Here is a 25,939-nt window from a genome sequence, read left to right as displayed (position 1 = left end):
CTTTCGGGTCAGGCGGTGGCGACGGCCGGCACGGGCACCCGCACGGAGCGGCCGAGGCCCACGGTCATCCAGGTGTTCCAGGCCATCACCAGCATGCCGCCCAGGTACAGCGCGCCGCCGGCGACGCGCACCACATAGAAGGGATAGGTGGCCTTCACGGATTCGACGAAGGTGTAGGTGAGCGTGCCGTCGCCGTTGACGCCGCGCCACATGAGGCCCTGCATCACGCCGGCGATCCACATGGCGGCGATGTACAGCACGATGCCGACGGTCGCCATCCAGAAGTGCAGCTCGATGGCCGGCACGGAGTACATCTGCTTGCGGCCGAAGAGGCGCGGGATCAGGTAGTAGAGCGAGCCCATCGAGATGAGGCCGACCCAGCCCAGCGCGCCGGAGTGCACGTGGCCGACGGTCCAGTCCGTGTAGTGGGACAGCGCGTTGACGGTCTTGATGGACATCATCGGGCCCTCGAAGGTGCTCATGCCGTAGAAGGAGAGCGACACGATGAGGAAGCGCAGGATGGGGTCGTCGCGCAGCTTGTGCCAGGCGCCCGACAGCGTCATCACGCCGTTGATCATGCCGCCCCAGCTCGGCGCGAGCAGGATGAGGGAGAACACCATGCCGATGGATTGCGTCCAGTCCGGCAGCGCGGTGTAGTGCAGGTGGTGCGGGCCCGCCCACATGTAGGTGAAGATCAGCGCCCAGAAGTGGACGATGGACAGCCGGTAGCTGTAGACCGGGCGCTCGGCCTGCTTGGGGATGAAGTAATACATCATCCCGAGGAAGCCCGCGGTGAGGAAGAAGCCCACCGCGTTGTGGCCGTACCACCACTGGATCATCGCGTCCTGCACGCCCGCGTAGGCCGAGTAGGACTTGGTGAAGCCCGCGGGGATGGCGGCGCTGTTGACCAGGTGCAGGATCGCCACCGCGAGGATGAAGGAGCCGTAGAACCAGTTGGCCACGTAGATGTGGCGGATCCTGCGGATGCCGATGGTGCCGAAGAACACGATCGCGTAGCAGACCCAGGAGATCGTGATGAGGATGTCGATCGGCCACTCCAGCTCCGCATATTCCTTGCCCTGCGTGTAGCCGAGCGGCAGGCTGATGGCGGCCGCGACGATCACCGCCTGCCAGGTCCAGAAGTGGAACGACGCGAGCCGGGGCATGAAGAGCGCGACCTGCCCGGTGCGTTGCACGACGTAGTAGCTCGTCGCCATGAGCGCGCAGCCGCCGAACGCGAAGATCACCGCGTTGGTGTGCAGGGGCCGCAGCCGTCCGTAACTGAGCCAGGGGATGCCGAAGTTCAGCTCCGGCCACGCGAGCTGCGCGGCGATGAACAGGCCGACGGTCATCCCGACCACGCCCCAGACGATCGCCATCAGGGAGAACTGCCGGACCGCTGTGTCGTTGTACAGGGCCGCCGGCTGGATTGCTTGTGCTGTCATGGATGTCGCCCGAGTCTTTGTGCACGCAGTGTCCCGTGCGGCGCCAGCGCGGCAGTTGATGAAAATCAATCCGGATGCAGAATGCGCTCGCCTTCCGCGTCGACGGATTCGAACTGCCCGCGCCAGACGGCCCAGGCCAGCGCCACGAGGATCGCGAGCGCGAGCACCACGGACAGCGGGACGAGCACGAACAGGATGTCCATCAGGCCCCCGCCTCGAACGATGCCAGGCGAGCCGAATTCGCCACCACCAGCAGCGAACTCGCGGCCATGCCGAGGCCCGCGAGCCAGGGCGGCATCGCACCCAGCGCGGCCAGCGGCACGCAGACGATGTTGTAGGCGGCCGCCCAGGCCAGGTTCTGGCGCACGACGGCGCGCACGCGCCGCGCGTGCCGCAGCAGCGCGGGCACGGCCGCGAGACGGCTGCCCTGCACGATGAAGTCGCACTTCGCCTGCGCGAGCGGCACGGCATGGCCCATCGCGATCGAGACATCGGCGCTCGCGAGCACGGGGGCGTCGTTGAAGCCGTCGCCGACCATGGCCACGCGGTGCCCCCGGGCCTGCGCCGCGCGCAGGTGCGCGAGCTTGTCCTGCGGCAGGCAGCCGCCCCGCGCATCGGCAATGCCGATGCGGCGTCCCAGTTGCGCCGCCGCTTGCGGCCTGTCGCCGGAGAGCAACTCCACCCTGACACCACCGGCCCGCAATGCATCGACCGCGGCAGCGGCGCCGGGCTGCAGGGCTTCCTCGAACCCGAAGCTCGCGAGCCAGCCGGCGTCGTCGGCGAGGTGGACTTGCGGGCCGTCCGCTGCCTGCGGCTGCGGCACCCCGCAGAACGCGGCGGAGCCGAGCTTCAGCAGGTGCCGGCTCGCACCGTCCACCACCGTGCCCTGCACGCCCTGCCCCGCCACTTCCTCGACGTTTTCGGCCCGCGCGCCGTCGTCCCCGGCCGCATCGACGATCGCGCGCGACACCGGATGCAACGAGTGCCGCGCCAGCGCCGCCGCGAGCGCGAGGGCCCGCGCGGCATCGATGCCATCCCGGCAGCGCGTCGCCGACAGCGCCATGCCGGCCTGCGTGAGCGTGCCGGTCTTGTCGAAGATCACCGTGTCGATCGAGGCACACGCCTCCAGCGCGCCGAGGCGCCGCACGAGCACGCCGCGCCGTGCAAGCGCGCCGGCGGCGGCCAGGGTGGCAGCGGGTGTCGCGAGCGAGAGCGCGCAGGGGCAGGTCACGATCAGCACCGCGATGGCCACCGCCAGGGCGCGCGCGGGATCCACCGGCCACCACCACGCGGCAGCCGCGAAAGCCGCGACGACGACACCCAGCAGGAACGGCCCGGCGATGCGGTCCGCCAGCTGCGCGGCACGCGGCTTCTCGAGCGACGCGCGCTCCATCAGCGCGACGATCTCCGCATAGCGGGTCTGTGCGCCGAGGCGTTCCACGTGCACGACGAGCGGCGTGCGCAGGTTGTGGCTGCCCGCGATCACCTCGTCGCCCGGGCGGCGCGCGAGCGGCTGCGACTCGCCGGTGAGCAGCGCCTCGTCGACCTGGCTTTCGCCTTCCGCCACGACACCGTCGGCGGGAAACGCCTCGCCCGGCAGCACGCGCACCACGTCGCCGATGGCCAGGCGCCGCGCCGCGACACGCTCGAAGCTGCCGTCCGCCATGCGCCGCTCCACCGATTGCGGCATGCGGCGCATCAGCGCCTCCAGCGCGCCGGCCGTACGGTCGCGCAGGCGCTGCTCCAGCAGGCGCCCGGACAGCAGGAAGAAGACGAACATGGTGACCGAGTCGAACCACACCTCGCGCCCCCACGGGCCCGCGGGATCGAAGGTCGCCATCGTGCTGGCGCCGAACGCGACCGCGACGCCGAGCGCGACCGGCACGTCCATGCCCACGCGCCCCGACCTCATGTCGCGCCACGCGGCCGAGAAAAACGGACGGCACGAGAACAATACGACCGGCAGGGTCAGCACCCACGACGCCCAGGCGAGCAGGCCGGCGATGTCGGGCGTGATGTCCCCCGGCTGCGCCACGTAGGCGGGCACGGCGTACATCATCACCTGCATCATGCAAAAGCCCGCGACGAGCCAGCGCCACAGCAGCACCCGCTGCGCCTGCCCGCGCGGCGCGGCCAGCAGCAGGTCGGGCGCGGGCACCGCGCCATAGCCCGCGGCATCGAGAGCCTGCATCCAGCGGGAGGGCAACACGCAGGCGGGCGACCATGCGATGCGCGCGGTGCGTGCCGCGCCGTTCACGCGCACGCCTTCGACCCCGGGCAGGCGGCCGAGCGCATCCTCGACCGCCAGCGTGCAGCCGGCGCAATGCATGCCTTCGATGGCGAGCCAGCTCTCGCGCCAGCCTTCTCGGCCCGCGAGCGGGCGGCTGAACACCTCCCACTCGCGTGCGTCGTCCAGCGCGATCCAGTTGCTTTGCATGCGCCCAGCTTAGGGCGCGCGGTATCCGCGCCGCTTGATCTACGTCAACGGCGCGGGCGTCGCGGGCCCTACGCTCCCTCCATCGATCAACACCCGGAAGGAATGCCATGTACCAGAGAATCCTCGTGACGACGGACGGCAGCCCGCTGTCGAAGAAGGCCGTTCGCGGCGCCATCGGCCTGGCGGCCGCGCTCGACGCACAGCTCGTCGCCCTGCATGTCGTGCCCAGGTACCCGATGAGCTATTTCGAAGGCGGCATGACCGTGTCGCCCGACGACGTCGCCCGCACCGAAAAGCAGTGGAACGAACGGGCTCGCGCCATGGTGGACGCCGTCGCCATGCAGGCCGAGGCCGCCAACGTCGCGAGCAAGGGCGTGGTGGTGCAGTCCGACCTGGTGGCCGAGGCGATCCAGTCGGCGGCGAAGAAGCACAAGTGCGACCTGATCGTGATGGCCTCGCATGGCCGCCGGGGCCTGAAGCGCCTGCTGCTGGGCAGCGAGACGCAGCACGTGCTCACGCACGGCACGATCCCGGTGCTGGTGCTGCGCTGAAGCGCCGCGTTCAGGGGCCCGGGTCGAGCAGCTCGATCGGCCCCAGCACGCGCGCGATGTCCGCCTGCCGGCGGATGCCCAGCTTGTCGAATACGTTGCGCAGGTGCGCGCGGCCCGTCTCCACCGAGATGTGCAGCGCCGCGCAGGTTTCCGCCAGCGTCGCGCCGCGCTGCAGCGGGATGAGCACGCGCACCTCCGCCGGCGTCAGCCGGAAGATCTGCCGGAACAGTTCGCCCGCATGCGGGCGCTCGGCATCCGGGTCGCTCACGAGCAGCAGCGCCACGGGCGACAGCGGCGAGACGAACTCGCTCGCGCGCACCGGCATCGGCACCGCGGCCAGGTGGTACTCGCCACCCGCCGGCTTGCGCACCGTCGCACCCGCCGCCACCCGCGGACCCGAGACGCCGCACGCCGATTCCAGCATCGCCGTCACGCGCGCCGCCTGCGGCGACGAGGCGGCCAGGGGATTGCCGGGCAGGCGCAGCCACTCCTGCGCGCGCCGGTTCGCCATGAGCACCGCGCGGTTCGCCGTCACGGCGGCCACGGGAAAGCTCAGGCGGTCCAGCATCTCCTGCTGCAGTTCCACCTGCTGCGACAACTCCATGAGGCGCACGCGCAGGCTGGCCGCGCGCTGCAGGTGCGGCATCAGCGGCGCAAGGAAGCGCCCGACGTCCGGCAGGTTGCGCCGGCCCGCCGCGCTGCCGAGCGACAGGAAGCCGTCGAGGCCCGCCGACGTGCGCATCACGGGCGATGCCATCGTGGAATCGAGCTCGTACTTGCGAAGGAACTCCTGGTAGAAGGGCAGCCGGCGCATCGTCGCGGGCCCGAGCTCGCGCTCGTCGTAGTACCAGTCACCGACCGCGATGCGGTCCACGTGGTAGCGGCCGGGGTCGAGCAGGTGGTAGTGGCGCGCGTAGTCGGCCATGAGTTCCGGGGGCAGGCCGACCTGGTCGCCGACCAGCGCCTGGTCGGTGCGGCGGCTCCACAGCACGATGGATGCGGCCTGCGAGGAGGTCACGGCCGCCAGCCGGGAGAGCGCGGCGGACCAGCCCTCGGCCGACAGGATGCCTTCGTACAACAGGTCCACCAGCTCCGGCAGTTCGGATTCGCGCATGCGCCGCTCCCGTACAACTTTTGGAGCGGATTGTAGGTGTCAATCCGCGGGCTGGCCGGTCGGCGTCCATAGGGTTTTCGCGAGGCGCAGCGCATCCAGGACGCCCGAGTAATAGCCGGGCACGGTGCCGGCGAGCTCGTAGCCGCAGCGCCGGTAGAACTCGACCGCGCCGGGGTTGTCGCGGCGCACTTCGAGCGAGATGCCTTCCAGCCCGGCCGTGACGGCGCACTTCTCCAGCCAGCCGAGCAATTCGCGCCCGACGCCCTGCCCGCGCGAGGCGGCACGCACCGCGAGCAGCGACAGGTGCGCGCGCTGGTCGCCGTACGGCATGATCCCGAAGCCGAGCAGCTCGCCGGCGCCGCCACGCGCCACCACGACATTGGTGGCGCGGTCACGGATGGCGTGCAGCACGCGCGGCGGCGTCCAGCTCCAGCCGAGGCCCGTTTCGACGCAGTCGCGCGACATCTCGGCGATGTCCCGCGCGTCGGCCGGCCGCGCGAGCGTGATGGACACGGAACTGCTCATGCGCACCAGCATATCCCCTCCTGCAATTGCGCGCGAGCATGGCCATAATGCGCGGCATGAGACTCCTCCACACCATGCTGCGCGTCGGCGACCTGCAACGCTCCATCGACTTCTACACCCGCGTGCTCGGCATGCGGCTGCTGCGCACGACCGAGCGGCCGGAGCAGAAGTACTCGCTCGCCTTCGTGGGCTACGGCACCAACCCCGAGCACGCGGAGATCGAGCTCACCTACAACCACGGGGTGGACCATTACGAGCTGGGCACGGCCTACGGCCACATCGCGCTCGGCGTGGCGGACGTGTACGGCGCCTGCGAGAAGATCCGCGCCGGCGGCGGGAACATCACGCGCGAACCCGGGCCGGTGAAGGGCGGCACCACCGTGATCGCCTTCGTCACGGACCCGGACGGCTACAAGATCGAGCTGATCGAGCGCCCCGCCGAGGCCTGAACGCCCGGCCCCCCGGCCGCGGGTAGGACAGCGCGCACGACAAATTCTGATGGCCACCTGCGCCACGCGGCCATGGGACGCGTATGCTGGGCCGCATGACTTTCGACAAAGCGCCGCTGCGCCTGCGCTTCTCCATCTCCCTCGCCTACGACGTCCAGCCGGGCGGAGCGGACTTCATCTTCAATATCCATGCGGCGCAAACGGCCGCGCAGCGCGTCGTTCACGAGCAGCTGAACGTGAACCCGTTCACGCAGCAGCAGCTCTTCACCGACCCCGCCACCTATTCGCGCTACCTGCGGCTGCAGGCGCAGCCCGGCCCGCTGTCGATCGACTATTCGGCCGACGTGGACATCGCGCACCTGGAGGCCACCCCCGGCAGCATCGACCAGGTGAGCATCGCGAGCCTGCCCGGCAGCTTGCTCCCCTACATCTACCCGAGCCGCTATTGCGAATCGGACCGGCTCCTCGCCTTTGCGAACGCGCAGTTCGGTCACATGACGCCCGGCTACTACCGCGCGATGGCGGTGCGCGACTGGGTCGCCTCGCACGTGGCCTTCACCTCCAACAGCACGAGCGGCACGACGTCCGCCTGCGACACCCTGCTGGAAAAGCGCGGCGTGTGCCGCGACTTCGCGCACCTGATGATCGCGCTGTGCCGCGCGCTGAACATGCCCGCGCGCTTTGCCACCGGCATCGACTACGGCGCCGACCCTGCGCTCGGCCCCCAGGACTTCCACGCCTATGTGGAGGTCTACCTGGGCGGCAGCTGGTGGCTGTTCGACCCGTCGGGCACGGCCATCCCCATGGGCTTCGTGCGGCTGGGCACAGGGCGCGACGCGGCCGACTGCGCCTTCGCGATGATCTTCGGCGCGGCGTCGATGAGCAACATGACGATCTCCATCGCACCGGTGGCCGGCGCGGGCGGCACGATGCGCGAGCCGGTCCACACGCAGGACGCCCTCTCCACCGACTCCGGCCTTCCCGGCCTGCAGGCTCCGCAGCGCGCTTTCGCAGCCTGACGCCATGCGCGTGCTCGGCATCGGCGAGTACAACGACCTGGCCGCGACGTACCACGGCCTCGCGCAGCGCGGCCACGAGGTGAAGGTCTTCGTCGCGGATCCGGCCTGCCGCGACGTCTTCGAAGGCATGCTGGACTTCACGCCCGACTGGCAGCGCGAGCTCGGTTGGGTGCGCGATGCGGGCGCCGACGGCCTCGTCCTCTTCGAATCCGCGATCCATGGCAAGGAGCAGGACTCGCTGCGCCGTGAAGGCTTCGCGGTGGTCGGCGGCAGCGAACTCGGCGACCGGCTCGAAGCGGACCGCGATTTCGGCCAGGACGCGCTGCGCGCGATCGGCCTGCACACCGCGGCCAGCCGCCGCTTCTCTTCGTACGCGGATGCGCGCGCCCACGTTCAGGCGCAGCCCGGGCGCTACGTGCTCAAGTTCAACGGCGCGGACAACGAGCGCTCGCGCAACTTCGTGGGCGAGATGGACGACGGCGCGGACATGCTCGCCCTGCTCTCGCTCTACGAATCGCGCGCCTCGCACGAACCGGCAAGCGAAACGACCGACTTCGTGCTGATGGAACACCTGCAGGGCGTGGAAGTGGGCGTCGGCGCGTACTTCAACGGGCGGGAATTCCTGGAAGCCGCCTGCATCGACTTCGAACACAAGCGCTTCTTCCCCGGCGAGCTCGGCGAGTTGACGGGCGAGATGGGCACGATCGTGTCCTATCGCCACTCGCCCAAGCTGTTCGACACCGTGCTCGCGCCGCTGGCGGGCATGCTGCGCGACGGCGGCTACTGCGGCTATATCAACGTCAACCTCATCGTGAACGAGGAAGGCCTGTGGCCGCTCGAATTCACCAGCCGCTTCGGCTACCCGGGATTCGCGATCTGCGAAGCCCTGCATGCCGAACCGTGGGAAGCGATCCTCGGGCGCATGGCGCGCAAGGACAGCCTCGCCCTGCGCACCGCCGACGGCTTCGCCTGCGGCGTCGTGCTCACGGTGCCGCCCTTTCCCTACCGGCACGGCTACGAAGCCCTGTCCAAGGGCGCGCCCATCTGCCTGCGCAAGGAGCTCGCGCCGGAGGACCTGCAGCAGCTCCACTTCGCGGAGGTGGCGCGCGTGCACGGCCAGCTGGTCACCAGCGGCTCTTGCGGCTACGTGGGCGTGGCCACCGGCGTGGGATCGACGGTGCAGGAAGCGAATGCCCACGCGCTTCGCATCGCGCGCGGCGTCGTGGTGCCGAACCTGCGCTACCGTACCGACATCGGCGAGCGCGTGGCGCGGCACGACCTGCAGCAGCTGAGCCAGTGGGGCTGGCTCTAGCGTCCCGCCCGGGGTAGGAGACTGCCCACTCCCTGTCGGCACGCAGCCCGATACGAGCGCGCGCGTCGCTGCCCCAAAGTGGTGACCTTCACTTTTCACAAGGCAACGATGTACGCAGGACCCCAGGAGTGGCAGCGCCCCGACGCGACGGCAGAGCTTGCCGACGCATCGTCCGGGGCCGGATCGGGCCACGCGGACCTTTACCGGCGCCTGATGCAGCCCTCGCTCGACGACGCCACGCGCGCCGCAGCCGGCGAGTACCTCGCGCAGCAGCTCGAGCGCGTGCGCGGCGAGCCGGGCGAGCTGCCCGCGCATCCCGGCGAATTGCAGGCCTGGATGGAATCGAACACGCAGTCCGTGCATGCACGCTACGCCGCCTACCTCGCGCAGCGCAAGGAAGGCCAGCCGCGCCGCTTCTTCGCGAACCGCGCGCATGCGCTGCATGTGCTGCGGCAGGTCGCGCCCACGAAGCTCGTGGACGGCGCGTGGCTGTATGGACTCGTGAAGCACGCGGCCAACCCGAAGATGTCGGACCTGGTGCGCACCTATGTCGAAGAGCTGGGCGAAGGCGACGCCGGCAAGAACCACGTGGTGCTCTACCGCGACCTGCTCAATCGCTACAACCTCGACCCGCTCGACGACCTGGACGATACGCTCTACACGCAGGGTGCGATCCAGCTGGCCCTGGGCGCCTGCGCGGAAGAATTCCTGCCCGAAGTGATCGGCTTCAACCTCTCCTATGAGCAACTGCCCTTGCACCTGCTCATCACCGCGCACGAACTCAATGAGCTCGGCATCGACCCCTACTACTTCACGCTGCACGTCACCGTGGACAACGGCGACACGGGCCATGCGCGCCGCGCGTGCCAGGCCGTGCTGGACATGCTGCCGCGCCTCGCCGACGACGGCGTGTTCTGGGAGCGCGTGCGCGCAGGCGCGAAGCTCGCGGACGTGGCGCCGGGCACGATGGATGCGGTGGAAGGCTTCCGCATCGACGACGAAGTGCTGCGCATCTTCGCGCGCAAGTCGGTGACGGGCCACGGCGCGCATTCCGACTACTGCCGCGTCGCGGGCAAGAGCGTGAACGAATGGCTCGCCCGCCCGGCGGAGATTCCGCAGTTCCTGGCCGCGCTGGAAGCCGCGGGCTGGATCCAGCGCGGCAAGCCCGTGGACGACAGCCGCTTCTGGGGCCTCCTGCAGGGACCGCGCGCGGAAATGTTCGGTGTGTTCTCGAGCTATGAACTGCAGGTGATCCACGACTGGATCCGCGGGGATGCCAGCGCCGACGGCGCGGCCTTCACGCAAGGGCCTGCGCCGGAAGGCCGCACCCGGCGCGCGAGCTTTCGCGCGATGCAGCGGGCGCGGCCCGCGCTCGTCGCCGGACCTGCTGCGGATTTGCTCGACCCGGACCTCGACGCGTTGAAGTCCCGCCTTGCCACGGCCGATCCTGCGCAGCGCGAGCAGCTTCTCTGCGAGATGATGTCGCCGGCCATGCACTGGACGCCTGCGGGCCTGGAAGCCACGCGGCAGTTCTGGTCGGCGAGGTCGAGCTGATCGGCTCTGCTTCGTGCAAAGGGCCTTCGTCCCACAGCACGGTAAGCAATTGCCTTAGCACGTAACGGCGGCGCGGCCCAAACAATGACCGATGACCCACCCAAAAGCCCCGGCCGCCTTCGTTGCGCCCAGCACCCACGCGCAGTGCAACCTCACATTGCTCGAGCGGCTGCAGCAGTTTCACCGGGACCGGAGCGCCGCCGACCTGGAAGCCGCGCCATGGGCGAAGACCGAGGCCTCGCCGCTTCGGCCGCGATAACCGCATTGGACTCGCTTGCACCGTGCCCCGCGGGGTTGTCGTCGCGCGTCACCTTCGAATCCCGGAACGGCTGCCTCATGGTCCACGTCGGCACGATGGCCCTTCCCGGCCGCTCCGACGCGCTGTTCCGCAAGCTGGCGCTGGAGGCCGCGCGTGCAGGCGCCGGCCGGATCCTCATCGACTTCCGCGACATGATCGGGCAACTGGCCGCCTTCGAGGAAGCGCAAGCGGGCCATGCCGCCGCCGCGCATCTCGGCGGCATGAAGTGCGCCTTCCTCATCCAGCGCAATCGCCAGACGGGCGTCGCGCCCAGTCATGCGGCTTCAGGCGGGTTGCTGTGCAAGTCTTTCAGTGACGAGGACGAAGCCCTCGCCTGGCTGGAGGCCCGCTAGACCCGCCACCACGCCGGCAGCAACTCCCGCACCGCCGGCCGCGCGAAGCGATCGTCGATCAAATAGACGATCCCCTTGTCTTCCTGCGTGCGGATCACCCGGCCCGCGGCCTGCACCACTTTCTGGATGCCGGGATAAAGGTATGTGTAGTCGTAGCCGGAGCCGAACACGCCTTCCAGGCAATCCTTCAGTTGCTCGTTGCGCGCATTGACCTGCGGCAAGCCCAGCGTCGCGACGAACGCACCCACCAGCCTGTCGCCGCGCAAATCGATGCCTTCGCCGAAACTGCCGCCCAGCACCGCGAACCCGACGCCCGCGCCGCCGGGCGCGAACCGCTCGAGGAAGCCGTTGCGCGCGCGCTCGTCCATGCCGCGCGCCTGCGTCCACATCGGGATCGCCGGGTGCTCGCGCTGGAACTCGGCGGCGACCATGTCGAGATAGTCGAAGCTGCTGAAGAACGCGAGGTAGTTGCCCGGGCGCGCGTCGAACTGCGCGGCGATCAGCTTCGAAATCGGCGCGGCGGAGCGCTGGCGGTGCGCGAAGCGCGTGGAGATCCGGCTCACCACCTGCACCTCGAGCTGGTCGGCGCTGAAGGGCGAGGCCACGTCGATCCACGCGGTGGTGTCCGGCGCGCCGAGCATGTCGATGTAATAGCGCGGCGGGCTCAGCGTCGCGGAGAACAGCGTGACGGTGCGCGCGGCCGCGAAGCGCGGCTTGAGGAAGGGCGCGGGAATCAGGTTCTGGATGCGCAGCGTCGCAGCGGGCTTGCCGCGCGCCAGGGCATCCTCGCTCCACTCGATGACCGAGTGCGGACCCAAGGATTCGGCGAGCCGCTGGAAGGCGAGGATGTCGAAATAAAACTGCTGCACGCCGCCGTCCGCCGCGCCGGGTGCGGCCTCCGCGAGGTGCGATTCGAGCGCGGCGCCCGCCTGCCGCAGCGAGGTGAGGAACGCCGAGGGCAGCGCGTCCAGCGCGCCGCCGCCCTCCTCGCGCAATTTGCGCAGCGCGCCCCACGCGCGGTTGAACTTGTCCAGCGCGGGTTTGACCGGCGCTGGCGCGTTCGAGCGCAGGGCGCGCAGGTCGGCCTGGGTGATCGACGCGGAATACATCGCGCGGGCCCGCTCGATGAGGTTGTGCGCCTCGTCCACCAGCACGCCCACGGTCCATTCGCTGCCCATCGTCATCGCGTACAGCATCGCGCTGCCGTCGAACCAGTAGTTGTAGTCGCCCACCACGAGGTCCGACCAGCGCGTCACTTCCTGGCCCAGGTAATACGGGCAGACGCCGTGCTTCAGCGCGACTTCGCGCAAGGCGGGTCCATCCATGAAGCCCGATGCCACGCACTCCTGCCGCGCGCCGGGCAGCCTGGCGTAGAAACCCTTGGCCAGCGGGCAGGAGTCGCCGTGGCAGGCCTTGTCGCGATGCTCGCAGGCCTTGTCGCGCGCCACGAGTTCGATCACGCGCAAGGGAAACGCGGCGCGGCCGCGCCGCACCGCCGCCGCCGCGTCGAGCGCGAGCTGCCTGCCGGTGGACTTCGCCGTGAGGTAGAACACCTTGTCCAGGCCATGCGGCTTCGCGGCCTTGAGCATCGCGAACACGGTGCCCATGGTCTTGCCGATGCCGGTCGGCGCCTGCGCCATGACGCACCGGCCCGTCGCCGCGCCCTTGTAGACCGCCTCCGCCAGTTCACGCTGCCCTGTCCGGAAGGCAGGGTGCGGAAAGGCGAGCGAGGCCAGGGCCTCGTCCCGGCTCGCGCGGTGTGCTCCCTCCTGCGCGGCCCACGCGCTGAATTCGAGGCATCGCGCCTCGAAGAATTCGCGCAAGGCCTGCGCGGTGTGCGTCTCGGTGAACGCCGTCTCCTGCTGGCTCGCGATGTCGAAATACACCAGCGACAGTTCGATCTCGTCCAGGCCGCGCGACTCGCACAGCAGCCACCCATACACCTTCAACTGCGCCCAGTGCAGGTGGCGATGGTTGGCCGGCTGCTTCGCGAGGTCCCCGCGGTGCGTCTTGATCTCCTCCAGCCGCTTCGCCTGCGGGTCGTAGCCGTCGGCGCGGCCACGCACGTTCAGGTCCCCAAACGCGCCCTGCAGGCTGATCTCCGTCTCGTACAGCGGCCCGCGCCGGGCGGCCACGAGCTGGTGGCCCGCGATGCCCTCCTGCGCGCTCGGGGACGGCGTGAAGCGCAGGTCCAGGTCGCCGCGCCGGGCGGTGAAATCGCAGAGCATGCGAACGGCGACGGTGTAGGGCATCGCGACATCCTATGCCATCGGGTTGCCCGCGAACCAACAGCGGCTTACGGCCGTGTGCGCAGCCTGAGCTGGTTGGGCAGCGGGTCGGAGCGCCTGAGCACGGCTTGCGCGAGCCACAGCGCCGAGCGGCGGGCGCGCTGCGCCACCATCGGCAGCGGCATCTGCACGTAGTCGTCGTTGAACACCTCGAAGCTGTAGTCGCCGGCGTAGCCCAGGGCGTCCAGCCGCGACACCAGTTCCACGATCTGCGCGGTGTGCACGCCCTCGCCCGGGAACACGCGGAAGGTGCGCGCGGTGGCGATGCGTTCCTCGAAGGTGCGCGCCTCCTGCCACATGAAGTCCGACAGCTGCACGAGGAATATCTTCGCCGGGTCGAGCTCGTCGATGTGCGCGAGTTCGGTCTTCGCGGCCAGGATGTGGAAGGAATCGATGCCCACGCCCAGGTTCGGGCAGTCGGCGCGGCACACGACGTCCCACGCGGTGGTGAATTCGTTGATGGTTCGGCCCCAGGAGAGGCCTTCGTAGGCGATGCGGATGCCGTGCGGGACCGCGAGCATCGCGAGCTTGCGCAGGTCCCGCGCGAGGTCGTCGAAGTCCTGGCTCGCATGGGTGGACACGGACGAGCAGGCCAGCAGCACGTCGCAGCCGAGCGCGGCGCACATCTCCAGCATCGCCTTGGCGATGTCCACCTTGTACTGGTGCAGGTGGCCGGACAGTCCCTCGAAATCCCGCAGCACCTGGAAGCCGGTGCCGCGCAGGCCGCTTTCGCGCACGAGCTTCGCGGCGGCTTGCCAGCCCTGCGGATGGCCCACGAGGTCGTTCGCCTTGAGCATCACCTGGCTGAAGCCCGCGTCGCGCATCGCCTCGAGCTTGGCCTCCAGCGGTCCGGCGAGCGTGATCGTGTCCATCCCGAAGCCCAGGATGGCGTGCCGCAGGCTGCGTTCGTCAGCCATGGGCGGGCGCCGCGTGCGCGCTTTGCACGAGCTCGAACACGACGTTGCCGAGGTAGGTCTTGGTGAGCGCGCCGCGGCGCTCGGTGTGCGTCGCCTGCGTCTCCACGAATTCCATGCCGAGCTTGCGCAGCGCCGCCACCGCCGCGTGCACGTCGGGCACGCCCAGGCCGATGCGCTGCAGCCGCTCGCCGCCTTCCTCGGCGTCCGGCGGGGGCTCCACCAGCTGCAGCATGAAGGCGCCTTCGGGCGTGAGCGAGGGCGCGCGCAGCAGCTTGCCCGCGGGCATGATGCCGAAGCGCTGCTCGTCGGGGATCGCCTGCATGCCGAAGAGCTCGGCGTAGAACTCGATCCAGTCGTTGCTGCGGAACGCGCCGATGTACTGCACGACGCCGAAGAAATGAATGCCGGCGACCGCGGGCGGATGCGCATCCACCGACGGGATGGGAACGAAGTCGACGTCGTAGATGGAGAACTCGCGCCAGCGGTCGACGAAATGGATGCGCGTGCCGCCCACGCCGTGGATGGCGGGGATGTTCAGCTCCATCGCCTGCGGCTGCGTCGGCGCCTCCCACGCGCCGCGCTCCAGCACGTGCGCATACGCCGCGCGCGCATCGCGCACCCGCACGGCGATCGCGCTGAGCGCCGGCGGCTCGTGGGAGCGCAGCGCCTCACCGCCTTCGGGCGTGTGCGCGTTCACCACGACGTTCACGCCGCCCTGCCGATACAGCGTGACCTCGCGGGAGCGATGCCGCGCGACGGGGCGAAAGCCCATCATCTCCAGCACCTGGCCCAGCGCCTGCGGGCGCGCGGTGGCGTATTCGACGAATTCCACGCCGTCCAGCCCGATCGGGTTGGCCTCGTCGCTGAAGGATTCGAGCCGCGGCTCGCGTGCGTGTTGCGGTTGGACGAGCAGGTCGCTCATGGCGGCGCTCCTTGCGTTCGGTCAGTAGTGCAGGCGCGCGACCGCGCGCAGCGCCTCGGGCGTGGTGGTCGGGAAGCCGAAGAATTCCAGGTAGGGCGGGATCATCTCGAACAGCATGTCCGTGCCCACCTGCACGCGGCAGCCGCGCGCCTGCGCCGCCGCGAGGAAAGCGGTCATCTCGGTTTTCATCACGACCTCGGCGGCGAAGGTGCCGGGCGACAGCCGGGATACGTCCACCGGCAGCGGATCGCCCGCGTTCATGCCCAGCGGCGTGGCGTTGACCACGACGTCGAACCCGGCGGGGTCGTTGCCGCCCACGGTCACGCGCACGCCGGGGTAATGCGCACCGACCCGTGCGGCCAGCGCGTCCGCGCTCGCCGCCTGCACGTCGTGCAGCGCCAGTTCGGCCAGGCCTCGCGAGGCGAGCGATGCGGCGATCGCGCAGCCGACACCGCCGCAGCCGACGACGAGCGCCCCCGCGCCCTTCAATGCGACGCCCTTGCGCTCCAGCCCCCGCACGAATCCCTCGCCGTCGAACATGTCGCCTTCGAGCGTCCCGTCGGGCAGGCGGCGCACGGCGTTGGCCGCGCCCGCCACCTGCGCTGCCGGGGTCAGGGTGCCCAGCTCGTCGATCACGCTGACCTTGTGCGGCATGGTGATGAGCGCGCCGCGCACGTTCTCCAGCGAGAAGAAGCTTCGCAGCACCGACGCGAACGCGTGCGGCCTGCATCCCATGGGCACGACGACCGCATTCACCCCCACCGACTCGAAGTAGGGGTTGTAGATCATCGGCGCCTTGAAGGAGTGCGTGGGCCAGCCCAGGTGCGCGATGAGCTCGGTGCGGCCGTCGATCTGCATGCCTTACTTGCGCGCTTTCTCGATCTCGGCCATGACGGCCTTGACGGTCGCCTCGCCCACGCCGGCGGTGTGCTTGGCCACCACGGGCTTCATCTTCTCGCGCAGCTTGGCGACTTCGGCGGGCGGCAGCTCGGAGACCTGCATGCCGGCCTTCTTGAGCGCGTCGAGGATGCTCGCCGCGGCGCCGCGCGACTGTTCGCGCTGGTATTTCGCCGATTCGGTGGCCGCGTCCTGCAGCACCTTCTTCTCGTCGGCCGACAGCGTGTCCCAGAACTTCTTGCTGATCACCACCGACTGCGGGTTGTACTGGTGGTTGGTGAGGGTCAGGTATTTCTGCACTTCATTGAGCTTGGCGCCCTGGATCGTCGCGAGCGGGTTCTCCTGGCCATCCACCGCGCCCTGCTCCAGCGCCGCGTACAGCTCGGGGAAAGGCAGCGGCGTCGGGTTGGCGCCCAGCGCGGTGACCCAGTCGATGTTGATCGGGTTGGGAATGACGCGCAGCTTCAGGCCCGCGATGTCCTCGACCTTGTTGACCGGGCGCTTGCCGTTGGTGAGCTGGCGAAAGCCGAGCTCGTAATACGCGAGGCCGACCACGCCCTTTTCCTCCAGCCGCTTGTGCAGGCCCTGGCCGAACGGGCCATCCACCACGGCATCCGCCTCCCTGGGGTTGCCGAAGAGGAAGGGGAAGTCGTAGATCTCGAAGTCCTTCACCAGGCTCGCGAAGATGCCGGAGTTCATCGACGCCATCTCCAGCGTGCCGCCCTGCAGCGCCGACACGTTGGCCTGGTCGCTGCCCAGTGCGCCGGCCGGGAAGACGTTCACCTTCATCTTGCCGCCCGACTTGGTCTCTACGAGCTGCGCGAAGCGCTCCATGCCCAGGACGATCGGGTGGCCCTTCGCGTTCTGGTTGGCGAACTTGATGGTGCGCGTGGCCTGGGCCTGCGCCACGCCGAAGGCGGCGATGGCGACGGCGGCGACCACGGTCTTGATGAACAGTCTCTTCATTTGTCGTCTCCTGGAAAGAATCAATAGAACCAGCGGGCGGGAATCATGACGAGCTGCGGGAACAGCACGAACAGGAACATGAGCGCGAACTCGGCCACCATGAAGGGCCATACGCCCCTGGTGACCTGGTCCATGCTGATCTTGCCCACGCCGGCCACCGTGCTCAGCACCGTGCCGACGGGCGGCGTGATGAGGCCGATCGCGTTGTTGATCATGAACAGCACGCCGAAATACACCGGGTCGATCCCCGCGGCTTTCACGAGCGGCATCAGCACGGGCGTGAGGATCAGGATCGTGGGCGTCATGTCCATCGCGGTGCCCACCACCATGGTGAGCACCATGATCGCGAACATCAGCAGCTTGGGCTGGTCGAGCAGCGGCTGCAGCAGCGCGACCACTTCGTTGGGCAGGTTGGCGACGGTGATCATCCACGCCGACACCATCGCGGCGGCGACGAGGAACATGATCACCGCCGTGGTCTGCGCGGCGGACAGGAACAGGCCGTAGAGCTGCGAGAGCTTCAGTTCGCGGTAGACGACGACGGAGACGAACAGCGCGTAGACGGCGGCCACCACCGCGGCTTCGGTGGGCGTGAACACCCCGAACTTCAGGCCGAACACCACGATGAAGGGCAGCCCCAGCGCGAAGGTGGCGTCCTTGAGCGAAGTGAGCACCTCGGCCTTCGTCGCGCGGGGCGCGGCCTCGATCTTTTCCTTGCGCACCAGCCACCACCAGGTGAGCCACAGCGCGCCGCCGAGCATGATGCCGGGTGCGATGCCGGCCATGAACAGCTTGGAGATCGATACGTTCGCGGCGACGCCGAACACGACGAAGCCGATGCTGGGCGGGATGATGGGCGCGATGATCGCGGCCGAGGACAGGAGGCCCGCCGAGCGGGCCGTGTCGTAGCCGGCGCGGTTCATCATGGGCAGCAGCAGCGCCGCGAGCGCCGCGGCGTCGGCGACGGCGGAGCCGGACAACGCCGCCATGATGACCGCGGCCATGATGCCCACGTAGCCCAGGCCGCCGCGCACGTGGCCCACGAGCGTCATGGCGAAGTTCACGATGCGGCGCGACAGGCCGCCCGCGTTCATGATCTCGCCGGCCAGCATGAAGAACGGCACGGCCAGCAGCGGGAAGCTGTTGGCGCCTTCGAGCGTGTTCTGCGCGAGGATCTGCGCGTCGAACATGTTCATGTGCCACATCAGCGCCGCGCCGCACAGCAGCAGCGAGAACGCGATGGGCACGCCGAGCGCCATGGCGCCGAGCAGGGAGCCCAGGAAGATCGTGATGGTCATGGCGCCACCTCTTCCGATTCGACGATGCCGATGAGCTCGGCGTCGGTGAGCCCGCCCGTGGCGAGCTTCCACAGCTCCAGCAGGATGATGATGCCCGCGAGCACCGCGAACACCACGCCGCTGGCGTTGAACCACGCCATGGACACTTCCATCACCGCGCTGGTCGTCCCGTAGTTGATGACGGCCTGCTGCCAGCCGCCCTGCGCCATCAGCCAGCACATGTAGAGCATGAGCACGTGCGCGATGGCGAAGCACACCTTCTTGCCCGCGACGGGCAGGCGGCCCACCAGCGTGTCGGTGCCCAGGTGCGCGTGCTTGCGCATCGCGACCACGGAGCCGAGGAAGGTCATCCAGACGAAGAGCCAGCGCGAGAGCTCCTCGGAGACGGTGATGCCCGAGTTGAAGGCGTAGCGCAGCACCACGTTGCCGAACACCATGACCACCATCAGCGCGAGGCAGACGACCATGAGGAACGAGAACACGCGGCAGATGTGGTCGATCAGTTTCTGGACCATGGATTTGTCTCCTGCCCGATTTTGTACGGACTGGTTAGTTTTATCGTGCGGGGAAACCCGTAGGGCCGGGGCGTCCCCGCGCCGGGTTCAGGGCTTGCGTACGAAGCGGGCGATCATTTCCACGACGTTGTCGCGCCGGTGCGCGATGTACGCGGACGACCGCATGTCGAGCTTGAAGATCAGCCCGAAGGTGTGCCGGTTGGACACGTTGAAGAAGCTCAGGGCGGAGATCGAGGCATGGATGTCCACCGCGTCGAGCCCGGCGCGGAACACCCCCGCCTTCACCCCGCGCTGGTACAGCCGCTTGATGGCCGAGATCGCAGGGACGTTCAGGTCCTGGATGCGCTGGCTCTGGGCGAGGAACTGCCCGCGGTTGATGTTCTCGTTCATCACGAGGCGGATGTAGTTTTCGTGCGCCAGGTGATGGTCGAACGTGAAGGCGACCAGCCGGCGCAGCGCCTGCTCCGGCTCGAGGTCTTCCAGGTGCAGTTCCGACTCGATGTCCCGCACGCGGCGGTACGACTCCTCCAGCACGGCAAGGTACAGGCCCTCCTTGCTGCCGAAGTAGTAGTAGATCATCCGCTTGCTGGTTTTCGTCGCGGCCGCGATCTCGTCGATGCGCGCGCCCGCCAGCCCTTTCTCGCCGAACTCCACCTCGGCCACCTGCAGGATGTTGGCCTGCGTGCGCTCCGGATCGTTGGTGCGGGACGCCGCCTTCTTCACGGGACGCCGATGTACCGTTTCGTTCATTCCGCGAGTATAGGGCCGCGGTGGGCTGCATCAAACGCTCGCGAGCGCCGCGAGGCCGCGCAGGGCCAGCAGGTAGGACTGCGGGCCGAGGCCCTGGATCGTGCCCTTCACGGCCGGCGAGATGATCGAGTGCGTGCGCCACGCCTCGCGCGCCGCGATGTTGGACATGTGCACTTCCAGCACCGGGAAGGGCATGGCCTTGATCGCGTCGTGCAGCGGCACGCCGTGCTGCGTGAGCCCGGCGGGGTTCACCATCGCGCCCGCCGCGCTGTCGATGTGCTGGTGCAGGAAATCGACCAGCGCGCCTTCGTGGTTCGACTGGATGGTGACCAGCTCCACGCCCAGTTCCGCCGCCAGCGCGGCCAGCTGCTCGTCGATCTGCGCCAGCGTCGTCGTGCCGTAGATGTGCGGTTCGCGCCGGCCGAACAGGTTCAGGTTCGGGCCGTGCAGCACCAGGATCTTCTTCTTGCCGCTCACTTGTGCGCCTTCGCGAGCTCGTCGTTGTACAGCTTGACGATCGCCGGGTCGTAGCTGGCGGCGAACTTCTCCGTCACCGGCTTGGCGATCGTGCGCATGCGGGCCTGCTCCGCGGGCGCGAGCTCGTTGTACTGCATGCCCTTGTCCTTCAGCTCGCCGACGGCCTTGGCCGCGGCGGCGCGGCTCGCCTGGCGCTGGTAGGCGCGCGCTTCATTGGCGGAGTCCTGCATCATCTTCTGCTGCGCGGGCGACAGGCTGTCCCAGAACTTCTTGCTCACGAGCACGATGTTGGCGGCGTAGACGTGGTTCGTCGCGCTCACGTACTTGTTCACCTCGTAGAACTTGTTGGACAGGATCACGGCGAAGGGATTCTCCTGGCCGTCCACCGCCTTGGATTCGAGCGCGCCGTACAGCTCGGCGAAGGGCATGGGCACGGGGTTGGCCTTGAACGCCTTGAAGGTGTCGAGGAACACCGGGTTGGGGATCACGCGGATCTTCAGGCCCTCGAGGTCCTCGGGCTTCGTGATCGGCTTGCGGCTATTCGTCACGTTGCGAAAGCCGAGGTCCCAGTAGCCGAGCGCGACGAGGCCCTTCTCCGGCAGGCGCGCGATCAGCGCCTGGCCGAACGGGCCGTCGAGCAGCTGGTCGGCCTGCGCGAAGTTCGCGACGGCGAAGGGGAAGTCGACGAGGCCGAATTCCTTGACGATCCCGGCGAGCGACGTGGTCGCGGGCGCGGACATCTCCTGCACGCCGCCCTGCAGCGCGGCCTGCTGCTGCATCTCGTTGCCCAGCTGGTTGGACGGGAACTCCTGCACCTTCATCTTGCCGCCGCTCTTGGCCGCGAGGATCTCGGCGAATTTCTTGACGCCCATGCTCACGGGGTGGTCGGTGTTGTTCAGGTGCCCGAACTTGATGGTTCGCTCTTCCTGCGCCGAAGCAGCGAGGGCGAATGCGAGCAGGCCGAGGCCGGCGAGGGTGTTGCGGATGGATGCCTTCAAGATTTGTCTCCTGTGGTGAGGCTGCCGGCCGGTTTGCCGGACTTGCGGCATCATAGGAAGCCGTTCGGAATATCGTTCCGAAGTGGAATTTCATTTCATATGACAAACTCTCCTCCTGCGTCGGGCACCGTCGAGCGAACCCTGCGCATCCTCGAGACGCTCGCGAGTGCGCCGGAAGGCATGCCGCTCGCCGCGGTGTCCACCGAACTGGAACTGCCGCCGAGCGCCTGCCACCGCCTGCTCGCGGAGCTGGTGCGCTGCGGCTACGCGCGGCAGTTGCGCGCGCAGGGCGACTACGCGCTCACCACCCGCCTACCCGCGCTGGGCCTCAGCTACCTGGGTGGCGCGGGCATCGTGGACATCGCGCAGCCGATCATCGACCGCATCGCCGAGACGTCGGGCGAGCTCGTGCGGCTCGCGCTGGTCGACGGTTCGCGGCTGACTTTCGTCGCGAAGGCGCAAGGCGCGCGCTCGGGCCTGCGCTACGACCCCGACATGGGCATCGACGTGCAGCTGTCGTGCAGCGCCGGCGGCCATGCGTGGCTGATGACCTTGTCCGACGAACGCGCGACGCAACTCGTGGCCGCGCAGGGCTTCGGCGACCCGAAGCAATACGGCCCGAAGGCGCCCACCACCTTCAAGGCGCTGATGAAGATCCTGGAGGACGACCGCAAGCGCGGCTTCAGCATGATGAGCGAGATGTATGCGCCGGGGATGACGGCGATGGCCGCGCCGGTGATGCGGCGCGGCCAGGGCGCGGTGGCGGTGATCACCATCGCGGGGCCGCTGCAGCGGCTGACGCCGCAGCGGATGACGCAGCTGGGCCAACCCTTGCTCGCGGCGGCGGCTGAACTGGCCGTTGCCAGCACGAGCTCACCGCTGTTCGCGGCCCGCCACTGACGGCGTTTATTGCGCCGAGGTGCGAACCAGCATCACTTCGCTGTTGGCAACGCCATTGGGCTTGCCCGAGATCGACACCGCGCGTGTGCCGCCGGTGGCAAGCGACGCGTTGTTGGTCTGACCGGTCCAGGAGCTCTGGTACAGGGGATTGCCGCGTTGCTGCAGCCACGCCGCGCCGTTGACGTCGGTGTACACCAATTGCGCGGTGGGGGACTGCCCGGTGGTCACTGTCAGCGCGATTTGCGTATCCAGCGCCGATAGCGTGGTGCCCGCAGGGATGGCCACGTTCACGAACGAAGGATCCCAGCTGTTGGGGTAGCGAATCTGGCGTTTGATCAATGAAGTGCCGTCGGGCTGGACCACCGTTGCCAGGACGTTCGTGTTGCCGTCTTCTCCTGCGGCGATCGCGAGCTGGCGCGTATTCAGGCCCGCGGCGCCGGGCACTTCCGCCCAGTCGGACCAGGTGGCATTGCTCCACCGAACTCGGTGGTAGACGCTGCCCACCTGTATGCCGTTGGCGATCACCTGCGCATCGCCGGGAGACGTGCTGCTGCTGGCACTGATGGTGATGGCGACGTCGCGCGCCTGGAAGACGGAGCCACCATTCATGAGGGGCTGGAACCCTCCTGCGGGCCATGTGCCGTTGGCGTAGCGCATGGAGTGGTACACAGTGCCGTCGGCCCCCATGATCACGAGCTGGGAACTGCCGTCCTTCGCGCCTGCGATCGCGACTTTACTGGCGACGACGCCCGCCGCGTTGCCGGACACGCCGGGTGCCAGGGCGAACGAGCCCCAGGTCGGAACCCCGGAGCTGTTGAGCTTTTGCGTCGCCACGTACAGCCGCCTGTCCGGACCGATCGCCGCGGCCTGCATCAGCACACCGCCACTCGCCTGCCCGCCGTCGGGCATCACGGCGACGGCGCATCGCTCTGCGTAGAAGTCGGCATATCCCGGGATGAATCCGCCGCCGCCCTGCGTGGTGGTTTCATAGCAGTTCTGGGGGACGCGGCTCCAATCGGTGGAGTTCGTGGAGGCATAGGGGAGCGCAGTGTTATTTCCGGCGCGATCGCGGATCAACAAACTGTAACCGCTGATGGCACCCGCGAGTAGCGTGTTGTCCGGTGCAACGACGCTCGGGCCGCCGGTGTTGTAGGTCAGCCCATACTTGAGCGCTTGATCGTTCAGTCCATTGCTACCGATCTCGTGTACATACTGGTCGTCCAGGTTCTGGTACAGCAGCGCAATGCCGCTCGGCTCGTAACTGGGAGCTTGGCCATGCACCAGAAGGGTGTCGGCGGTGGAGCCCGTGGTTCCGCTGTAGATATTGAAGTTGGAGGTGTATGAGAACGACAGCCTGTGGAGGGCGTCGGGAGCCCAGGCGAGTTCCGACGCTCCCTGATCGGGCGCGACTAATTGACGCATGAACATCGCGCCAAAGCCGTCCGAACGCATGAACCAGAGCTGGTTCCCGTTGCGGACGAAGAAGATGCTTCCTCCGTCGGGCGTCCAGACCGGGTAGCTATCCGATGCACCACTGGTCAACTGCACGTCGTTCGTGCCGTCGATGTTCATGACATGGATGGTGCTCGTGTTGGTCCCCGGCAGCCAATACGCAATCTTCTTTCCGCTCGGTGAAGCCACGGGTGATTTCCCGCCCACCGCCAGGAAGGTGGGCTTGGCATTGGCGAACGGCGCGACTCTTGCAATTGTGGATCTGTAGTTGCCGTCGGTGCCTTCGAACACGATGACGCCGTTCGTTCCGGGATAAGTCGCGTGCGCCTGGCCGACGGCGCAAGCCATCGCGATGGCGGCAAGGGATGTGGGAAGTTTCCGCAGCAGGGAAAACGGCGGAGAAGAAATCGGGAAAGCCATGAAGTTATTCCATTGAAGTTGAACGCTCCCTGGCAATACTGGTTGATGACTGCGCCCTCAATGTAGAAGGGAAGCATGAGCCGGGAACTCACGAATGCGTGACTTCCCGGTCAAGGTCGCCGCTGTGCGCGGCCATGGTTGAACGCGCTTATTGCGCCGACGTGCGCACCAGCATCACTTCGCTGTTGGCCACGCCATTGGGCTTGCCCGAGATCGACACTCCGCGCGTGCCGCCGGTGGCGAGCGAAACATTGCCGGTCTGCCCGGTCCAGGAGCTCTGGTACAGGGGATTGCCGCGTTGCTGCAGCCATGCCGCGCCGTTGACGTCGGTGTACACCAATTGCGCGGTGGGGAACTGCCCGGTGGTCACTGTCAGCGCGATTTGCGTATCCAGCGCCGATAGCGTGGTGCCTGCAGGGATGGCCACGTCCACGAACGAAGGATCCCAGCTGTTGGTGTAGCGAACCTGGCGCTTTATCAACGAAGTGCCATCGGGCTGGACCACCGTCGCCAGGACGTTCGTGTTGCCATCGTCTCCCGCAGCGATCGCGAGCTGGCGCGTGTTCAGGCCCGCGGCGCCGGGCACTTCCGCCCAGTCGGTCCAGGTGCCATCGCTCGATCGAACGCGGTGGAACACGCTTCCCAGGTCATACCCGTTCGCGATGACTTGTGCCATGCCCTGGGATGTCGCGCTGCTCCCGCTGATGGTGATGGCGACATCGCGCGCCTTGAAGAAGTTGTTTCCGTTGTAAAGCGCAATGAAACCCTGCGCCGACCAGGAGCCGCCGGCGTAGCGCACGTTGTGATAGACGGTTCCGTCCGCGAAGACAACGACGACCTGGAGACTGCCGTCTTTCGCTCCTGCGATGGCAAGCCGGTTGACACGCAGGCCTGCCGAGTAGGCAACCGTTGGAGAACCGACGAAGCCCGGAGCCACTTCGAATGGGGACCAGTAAGGTACTCCCTTGCCGTCCAGCTTTTTCGTGGCCACATAGAGACGCTGGTCCGGCCCGATCGCCGCCGCCTGCATCAGAACACCGGTCGTCTGTCCGCCGTCGGGCATGACCACGACAGCACATTGCGATGCGTAAAAGTCAGCACTCGGGGAGACGCTGCTGCCGCCCGTCGTCGTCGTCTCGTGGCAGGCCTGCGGCAGGCGACTCCAATCGAGGGTATGGACCGTATCGGGCCATTGGACTGTTCCAGGTCCGCCGCTGCGAGGACGAACCTGGAGGAGGTTGTTTTGCGCGTTCCCGACACCCGCGGCGATGGACTTTCCATCGGGAGAGATCACGTTCTGTCCGGTGACGCTCCCAGGGGTCGGCACCAGATGCGAGTTAGGTCCTGCGATGTCCCCCTCAACGGCCTGCAGACTCAGCGTCACGCCCATGTACGTCAAGCCGTCGGGCGAAAACGTGGGAAACGAGTTCCTCGCGAGCAAGGTGTCGTTGCGGGGCTGAATGGACGAGAAATAAAGCCAAGGAGTTCCCGCTGTGTCGTACGAGGCATAGGCAAAGCTTCCCTTCGACGTGAAATGCGGGAAGTTGACGAGACTCGTGACCGCACCCAGCAGCGGGCGTACGTTCATCGCACCCGTTCCGTCCGGATTGATGCTCCACATCTCATTCTGGTTCCGGACGAAGGATATGCTGGTGCCGTCCGCCGACCACGCGGGCGCCACGTCCCATGTACCACTGGTCAACTGCACGTCGTTCGTGCCGTCGATGTTCATGACGTGGATGGCGCTGGAAGTGTTGGCCGCGTTGGGCAGGGAGAACGCGATCTTCCTGCCGTTGGGCGATACCGCGGGGGACCGTCCCGCAGCAAGATCTGTGACGGCGCCGCCGGTGGGCGCCGTGCGGCCGATCCTGTGGGTCGCGGCATTTTCGAAGACGATGACGCCGTTGATGCCGGGGTAGGTCGCATGCGCAGCTCCGGCGGCGCATGCCATTGCCATCGCGGCAAGGGCCGAAGGGACTTTCGAGAAAAACATCGGAGCTATTTCCTGGTCGTAGTGGATAGCTCCTCAATGTAAATTCAGCGAATCATCCGCACTGTCATGAAAACATGACTTAGCGTGCG

24 protein-coding genes are annotated in these 25,939 nt (G+C 68.0%); 7 read left to right on the top strand and 17 right to left on the bottom strand.

Features of this window, described 5'->3' with window-relative positions; all coding sequences use genetic code 11:
• Positions 1–8: 8 nt before the first annotated feature.
• The 3 genes from ccoN to I5803_RS19305 all read right to left on the bottom strand — a co-directional run bounded on the left by ccoN (position 9) and on the right by I5803_RS19305 (position 3,882).
• Entirely contained in the window at positions 9–1,445 is a 1,437-nt protein-coding gene (gene ccoN, locus I5803_RS19315) for a cytochrome-c oxidase, cbb3-type subunit I (protein ID WP_196987940.1), read from the bottom strand.
• 65 nt (positions 1,446–1,510) lie between these two features.
• Positions 1,511–1,648: a cbb3-type cytochrome oxidase assembly protein CcoS gene (gene ccoS / locus I5803_RS19310; protein WP_196987939.1), complete on the bottom strand. Its 138-nt coding sequence runs from the start codon at positions 1,646–1,648 to the stop codon at positions 1,511–1,513.
• Positions 1,648–3,882, bottom strand: coding sequence for a heavy metal translocating P-type ATPase (locus I5803_RS19305; RefSeq protein WP_196987938.1), 2,235 nt, complete (start codon positions 3,880–3,882; stop codon positions 1,648–1,650). Before I5803_RS19305 ends, ccoS begins: the two co-directional genes overlap by 1 nt.
• A gap of 107 nt (positions 3,883–3,989) precedes the next feature.
• Between I5803_RS19305 and I5803_RS19300 the strand changes: the two genes are divergently transcribed.
• Positions 3,990–4,433 (top strand): universal stress protein, encoded by a 444-nt coding sequence (locus tag I5803_RS19300; protein WP_196987937.1) that lies wholly within the window; start codon positions 3,990–3,992, stop codon positions 4,431–4,433.
• A gap of 10 nt (positions 4,434–4,443) precedes the next feature.
• On the opposite strand, the gene I5803_RS19295 is transcribed toward I5803_RS19300, so the two are convergent.
• Together I5803_RS19295 and I5803_RS19290 are read right to left on the bottom strand one after the other, a co-directional pair.
• Entirely contained in the window at positions 4,444–5,547 is a 1,104-nt protein-coding gene (locus tag I5803_RS19295; protein ID WP_196987936.1) for a helix-turn-helix transcriptional regulator, read from the bottom strand.
• A gap of 39 nt (positions 5,548–5,586) precedes the next feature.
• Positions 5,587–6,072 carry a GNAT family N-acetyltransferase gene (locus tag I5803_RS19290; protein WP_196987935.1) on the bottom strand — a complete coding sequence of 162 codons (486 nt, stop codon included), beginning with the start codon at positions 6,070–6,072 and terminating at the stop codon, positions 5,587–5,589.
• 56 nt (positions 6,073–6,128) lie between these two features.
• On the opposite strand from I5803_RS19290, the gene gloA reads away from it, so the two are divergent.
• From gloA to I5803_RS19265, 5 genes are all read left to right on the top strand, one after another.
• Positions 6,129–6,521, top strand: coding sequence for a lactoylglutathione lyase (gene gloA, locus I5803_RS19285; protein ID WP_196987934.1), 393 nt, complete (start codon positions 6,129–6,131; stop codon positions 6,519–6,521).
• A 95-nt stretch (positions 6,522–6,616) separates the two neighbouring features.
• Entirely contained in the window at positions 6,617–7,540 is a 924-nt protein-coding gene (locus I5803_RS19280; protein ID WP_196987933.1) for a transglutaminase-like domain-containing protein, read from the top strand.
• A gap of 4 nt (positions 7,541–7,544) precedes the next feature.
• The gene (locus tag I5803_RS19275; RefSeq protein ID WP_196987932.1) at positions 7,545–8,852 is read left to right on the top strand and encodes a phosphoribosylamine--glycine ligase; all 1,308 of its coding nucleotides are present in this window, start codon (positions 7,545–7,547) and stop codon (positions 8,850–8,852) included.
• 108 nt (positions 8,853–8,960) lie between these two features.
• Positions 8,961–10,406: an iron-containing redox enzyme family protein gene (locus tag I5803_RS19270; protein ID WP_196987931.1), complete on the top strand. Its 1,446-nt coding sequence runs from the start codon at positions 8,961–8,963 to the stop codon at positions 10,404–10,406.
• A 219-nt stretch (positions 10,407–10,625) separates the two neighbouring features.
• A complete protein-coding gene (locus I5803_RS19265) occupies positions 10,626–11,057 on the top strand; it encodes a hypothetical protein (RefSeq protein WP_196987930.1) in 432 nt (143 codons plus the stop codon).
• Here the strand turns inward: I5803_RS19265 and I5803_RS19260 are convergent.
• The 10 genes from I5803_RS19260 to I5803_RS19215 form a co-directional block, all read right to left on the bottom strand.
• On the bottom strand, positions 11,054–13,309 hold the full coding sequence (locus I5803_RS19260) for an ATP-dependent DNA helicase (protein WP_196987929.1): 2,256 nt from the start codon (positions 13,307–13,309) through the stop codon (positions 11,054–11,056). The genes I5803_RS19265 and I5803_RS19260 overlap by 4 nt on opposite strands.
• Before the next feature lie 44 nt (positions 13,310–13,353).
• On the bottom strand, positions 13,354–14,262 hold the full coding sequence (locus tag I5803_RS19255; protein WP_196987928.1) for a sugar phosphate isomerase/epimerase family protein: 909 nt from the start codon (positions 14,260–14,262) through the stop codon (positions 13,354–13,356).
• A complete protein-coding gene (locus tag I5803_RS19250; RefSeq protein ID WP_196987927.1) occupies positions 14,255–15,184 on the bottom strand; it encodes a VOC family protein in 930 nt (309 codons plus the stop codon). Before I5803_RS19250 ends, I5803_RS19255 begins: the two co-directional genes overlap by 8 nt.
• A gap of 21 nt (positions 15,185–15,205) precedes the next feature.
• Positions 15,206–16,042, bottom strand: coding sequence for a shikimate dehydrogenase family protein (locus I5803_RS19245; RefSeq protein ID WP_196987926.1), 837 nt, complete (start codon positions 16,040–16,042; stop codon positions 15,206–15,208).
• A 3-nt stretch (positions 16,043–16,045) separates the two neighbouring features.
• Complete coding sequence (locus I5803_RS19240; protein WP_196987925.1) at positions 16,046–17,047, bottom strand: TRAP transporter substrate-binding protein; 1,002 nt, start codon at positions 17,045–17,047, stop codon at positions 16,046–16,048.
• A gap of 20 nt (positions 17,048–17,067) precedes the next feature.
• Positions 17,068–18,345, bottom strand: coding sequence for a TRAP transporter large permease subunit (locus tag I5803_RS19235; protein WP_196987924.1), 1,278 nt, complete (start codon positions 18,343–18,345; stop codon positions 17,068–17,070).
• A complete protein-coding gene (locus I5803_RS19230) occupies positions 18,342–18,860 on the bottom strand; it encodes a TRAP transporter small permease (protein ID WP_196987923.1) in 519 nt (172 codons plus the stop codon). The genes I5803_RS19235 and I5803_RS19230 overlap by 4 nt, the downstream gene beginning before the upstream one ends.
• A gap of 87 nt (positions 18,861–18,947) precedes the next feature.
• Positions 18,948–19,610: a TetR family transcriptional regulator gene (locus I5803_RS19225; RefSeq protein WP_196987922.1), complete on the bottom strand. Its 663-nt coding sequence runs from the start codon at positions 19,608–19,610 to the stop codon at positions 18,948–18,950.
• 30 nt (positions 19,611–19,640) lie between these two features.
• Positions 19,641–20,087, bottom strand: coding sequence for a type II 3-dehydroquinate dehydratase (locus tag I5803_RS19220; protein ID WP_196987921.1), 447 nt, complete (start codon positions 20,085–20,087; stop codon positions 19,641–19,643).
• Complete coding sequence (locus I5803_RS19215) at positions 20,084–21,085, bottom strand: TRAP transporter substrate-binding protein (protein ID WP_231402465.1); 1,002 nt, start codon at positions 21,083–21,085, stop codon at positions 20,084–20,086. Before I5803_RS19215 ends, I5803_RS19220 begins: the two co-directional genes overlap by 4 nt.
• Before the next feature lie 99 nt (positions 21,086–21,184).
• On the opposite strand from I5803_RS19215, the gene I5803_RS19210 reads away from it, so the two are divergent.
• On the top strand, positions 21,185–21,985 hold the full coding sequence (locus tag I5803_RS19210) for an IclR family transcriptional regulator (RefSeq protein ID WP_196987919.1): 801 nt from the start codon (positions 21,185–21,187) through the stop codon (positions 21,983–21,985).
• 6 nt (positions 21,986–21,991) lie between these two features.
• On the opposite strand, the gene I5803_RS19205 is transcribed toward I5803_RS19210, so the two are convergent.
• Both I5803_RS19205 and I5803_RS19200 read right to left on the bottom strand, forming a co-directional pair.
• Complete coding sequence (locus I5803_RS19205; RefSeq protein ID WP_196987918.1) at positions 21,992–23,857, bottom strand: PD40 domain-containing protein; 1,866 nt, start codon at positions 23,855–23,857, stop codon at positions 21,992–21,994.
• Between the two features lie 148 nt (positions 23,858–24,005).
• Complete coding sequence (locus tag I5803_RS19200) at positions 24,006–25,850, bottom strand: TolB family protein (RefSeq protein WP_196987917.1); 1,845 nt, start codon at positions 25,848–25,850, stop codon at positions 24,006–24,008.
• Between the last annotated feature and the right edge of the window lie 89 nt (positions 25,851–25,939).

The sequence above is a fragment of the Caenimonas aquaedulcis genome (genome assembly GCF_015831345.1).
Lineage (GTDB): Bacteria > Pseudomonadota > Gammaproteobacteria > Burkholderiales > Burkholderiaceae_C > Ramlibacter > Ramlibacter aquaedulcis.
This window is presented reverse-complemented; position numbering and strand designations above follow the sequence as displayed.

Coding starts and splice junctions, on each gene's coding strand:
- I5803_RS19290 (WP_196987935.1), bottom strand. CDS start 6,072: ATGAGCAGTTCCGTGTCCATCACGCTCGCGCGGCCGGCCGACGCGCGG.
- I5803_RS19295 (WP_196987936.1), bottom strand. CDS start 5,547: ATGCGCGAATCCGAACTGCCGGAGCTGGTGGACCTGTTGTACGAAGGC.
- ccoS (WP_196987939.1), bottom strand. CDS start 1,648: ATGGACATCCTGTTCGTGCTCGTCCCGCTGTCCGTGGTGCTCGCGCTC.
- I5803_RS19265 (WP_196987930.1), top strand. CDS start 10,626: ATGGGCGAAGACCGAGGCCTCGCCGCTTCGGCCGCGATAACCGCATTG.
- I5803_RS19300 (WP_196987937.1), top strand. CDS start 3,990: ATGTACCAGAGAATCCTCGTGACGACGGACGGCAGCCCGCTGTCGAAG.
- I5803_RS19210 (WP_196987919.1), top strand. CDS start 21,185: ATGACAAACTCTCCTCCTGCGTCGGGCACCGTCGAGCGAACCCTGCGC.
- I5803_RS19305 (WP_196987938.1), bottom strand. CDS start 3,882: ATGCAAAGCAACTGGATCGCGCTGGACGACGCACGCGAGTGGGAGGTG.
- I5803_RS19205 (WP_196987918.1), bottom strand. CDS start 23,857: ATGGCTTTCCCGATTTCTTCTCCGCCGTTTTCCCTGCTGCGGAAACTT.
- I5803_RS19245 (WP_196987926.1), bottom strand. CDS start 16,042: ATGCAGATCGACGGCCGCACCGAGCTCATCGCGCACCTGGGCTGGCCC.
- I5803_RS19260 (WP_196987929.1), bottom strand. CDS start 13,309: ATGCCCTACACCGTCGCCGTTCGCATGCTCTGCGATTTCACCGCCCGG.
- I5803_RS19250 (WP_196987927.1), bottom strand. CDS start 15,184: ATGAGCGACCTGCTCGTCCAACCGCAACACGCACGCGAGCCGCGGCTC.
- I5803_RS19280 (WP_196987933.1), top strand. CDS start 6,617: ATGACTTTCGACAAAGCGCCGCTGCGCCTGCGCTTCTCCATCTCCCTC.
- I5803_RS19255 (WP_196987928.1), bottom strand. CDS start 14,262: ATGGCTGACGAACGCAGCCTGCGGCACGCCATCCTGGGCTTCGGGATG.
- I5803_RS19200 (WP_196987917.1), bottom strand. CDS start 25,850: ATGTTTTTCTCGAAAGTCCCTTCGGCCCTTGCCGCGATGGCAATGGCA.
- gloA (WP_196987934.1), top strand. CDS start 6,129: ATGAGACTCCTCCACACCATGCTGCGCGTCGGCGACCTGCAACGCTCC.
- I5803_RS19235 (WP_196987924.1), bottom strand. CDS start 18,345: ATGACCATCACGATCTTCCTGGGCTCCCTGCTCGGCGCCATGGCGCTC.
- I5803_RS19240 (WP_196987925.1), bottom strand. CDS start 17,047: ATGAAGAGACTGTTCATCAAGACCGTGGTCGCCGCCGTCGCCATCGCC.
- I5803_RS19225 (WP_196987922.1), bottom strand. CDS start 19,610: ATGAACGAAACGGTACATCGGCGTCCCGTGAAGAAGGCGGCGTCCCGC.
- I5803_RS19275 (WP_196987932.1), top strand. CDS start 7,545: ATGCGCGTGCTCGGCATCGGCGAGTACAACGACCTGGCCGCGACGTAC.
- I5803_RS19270 (WP_196987931.1), top strand. CDS start 8,961: ATGTACGCAGGACCCCAGGAGTGGCAGCGCCCCGACGCGACGGCAGAG.
- I5803_RS19230 (WP_196987923.1), bottom strand. CDS start 18,860: ATGGTCCAGAAACTGATCGACCACATCTGCCGCGTGTTCTCGTTCCTC.
- ccoN (WP_196987940.1), bottom strand. CDS start 1,445: ATGACAGCACAAGCAATCCAGCCGGCGGCCCTGTACAACGACACAGCG.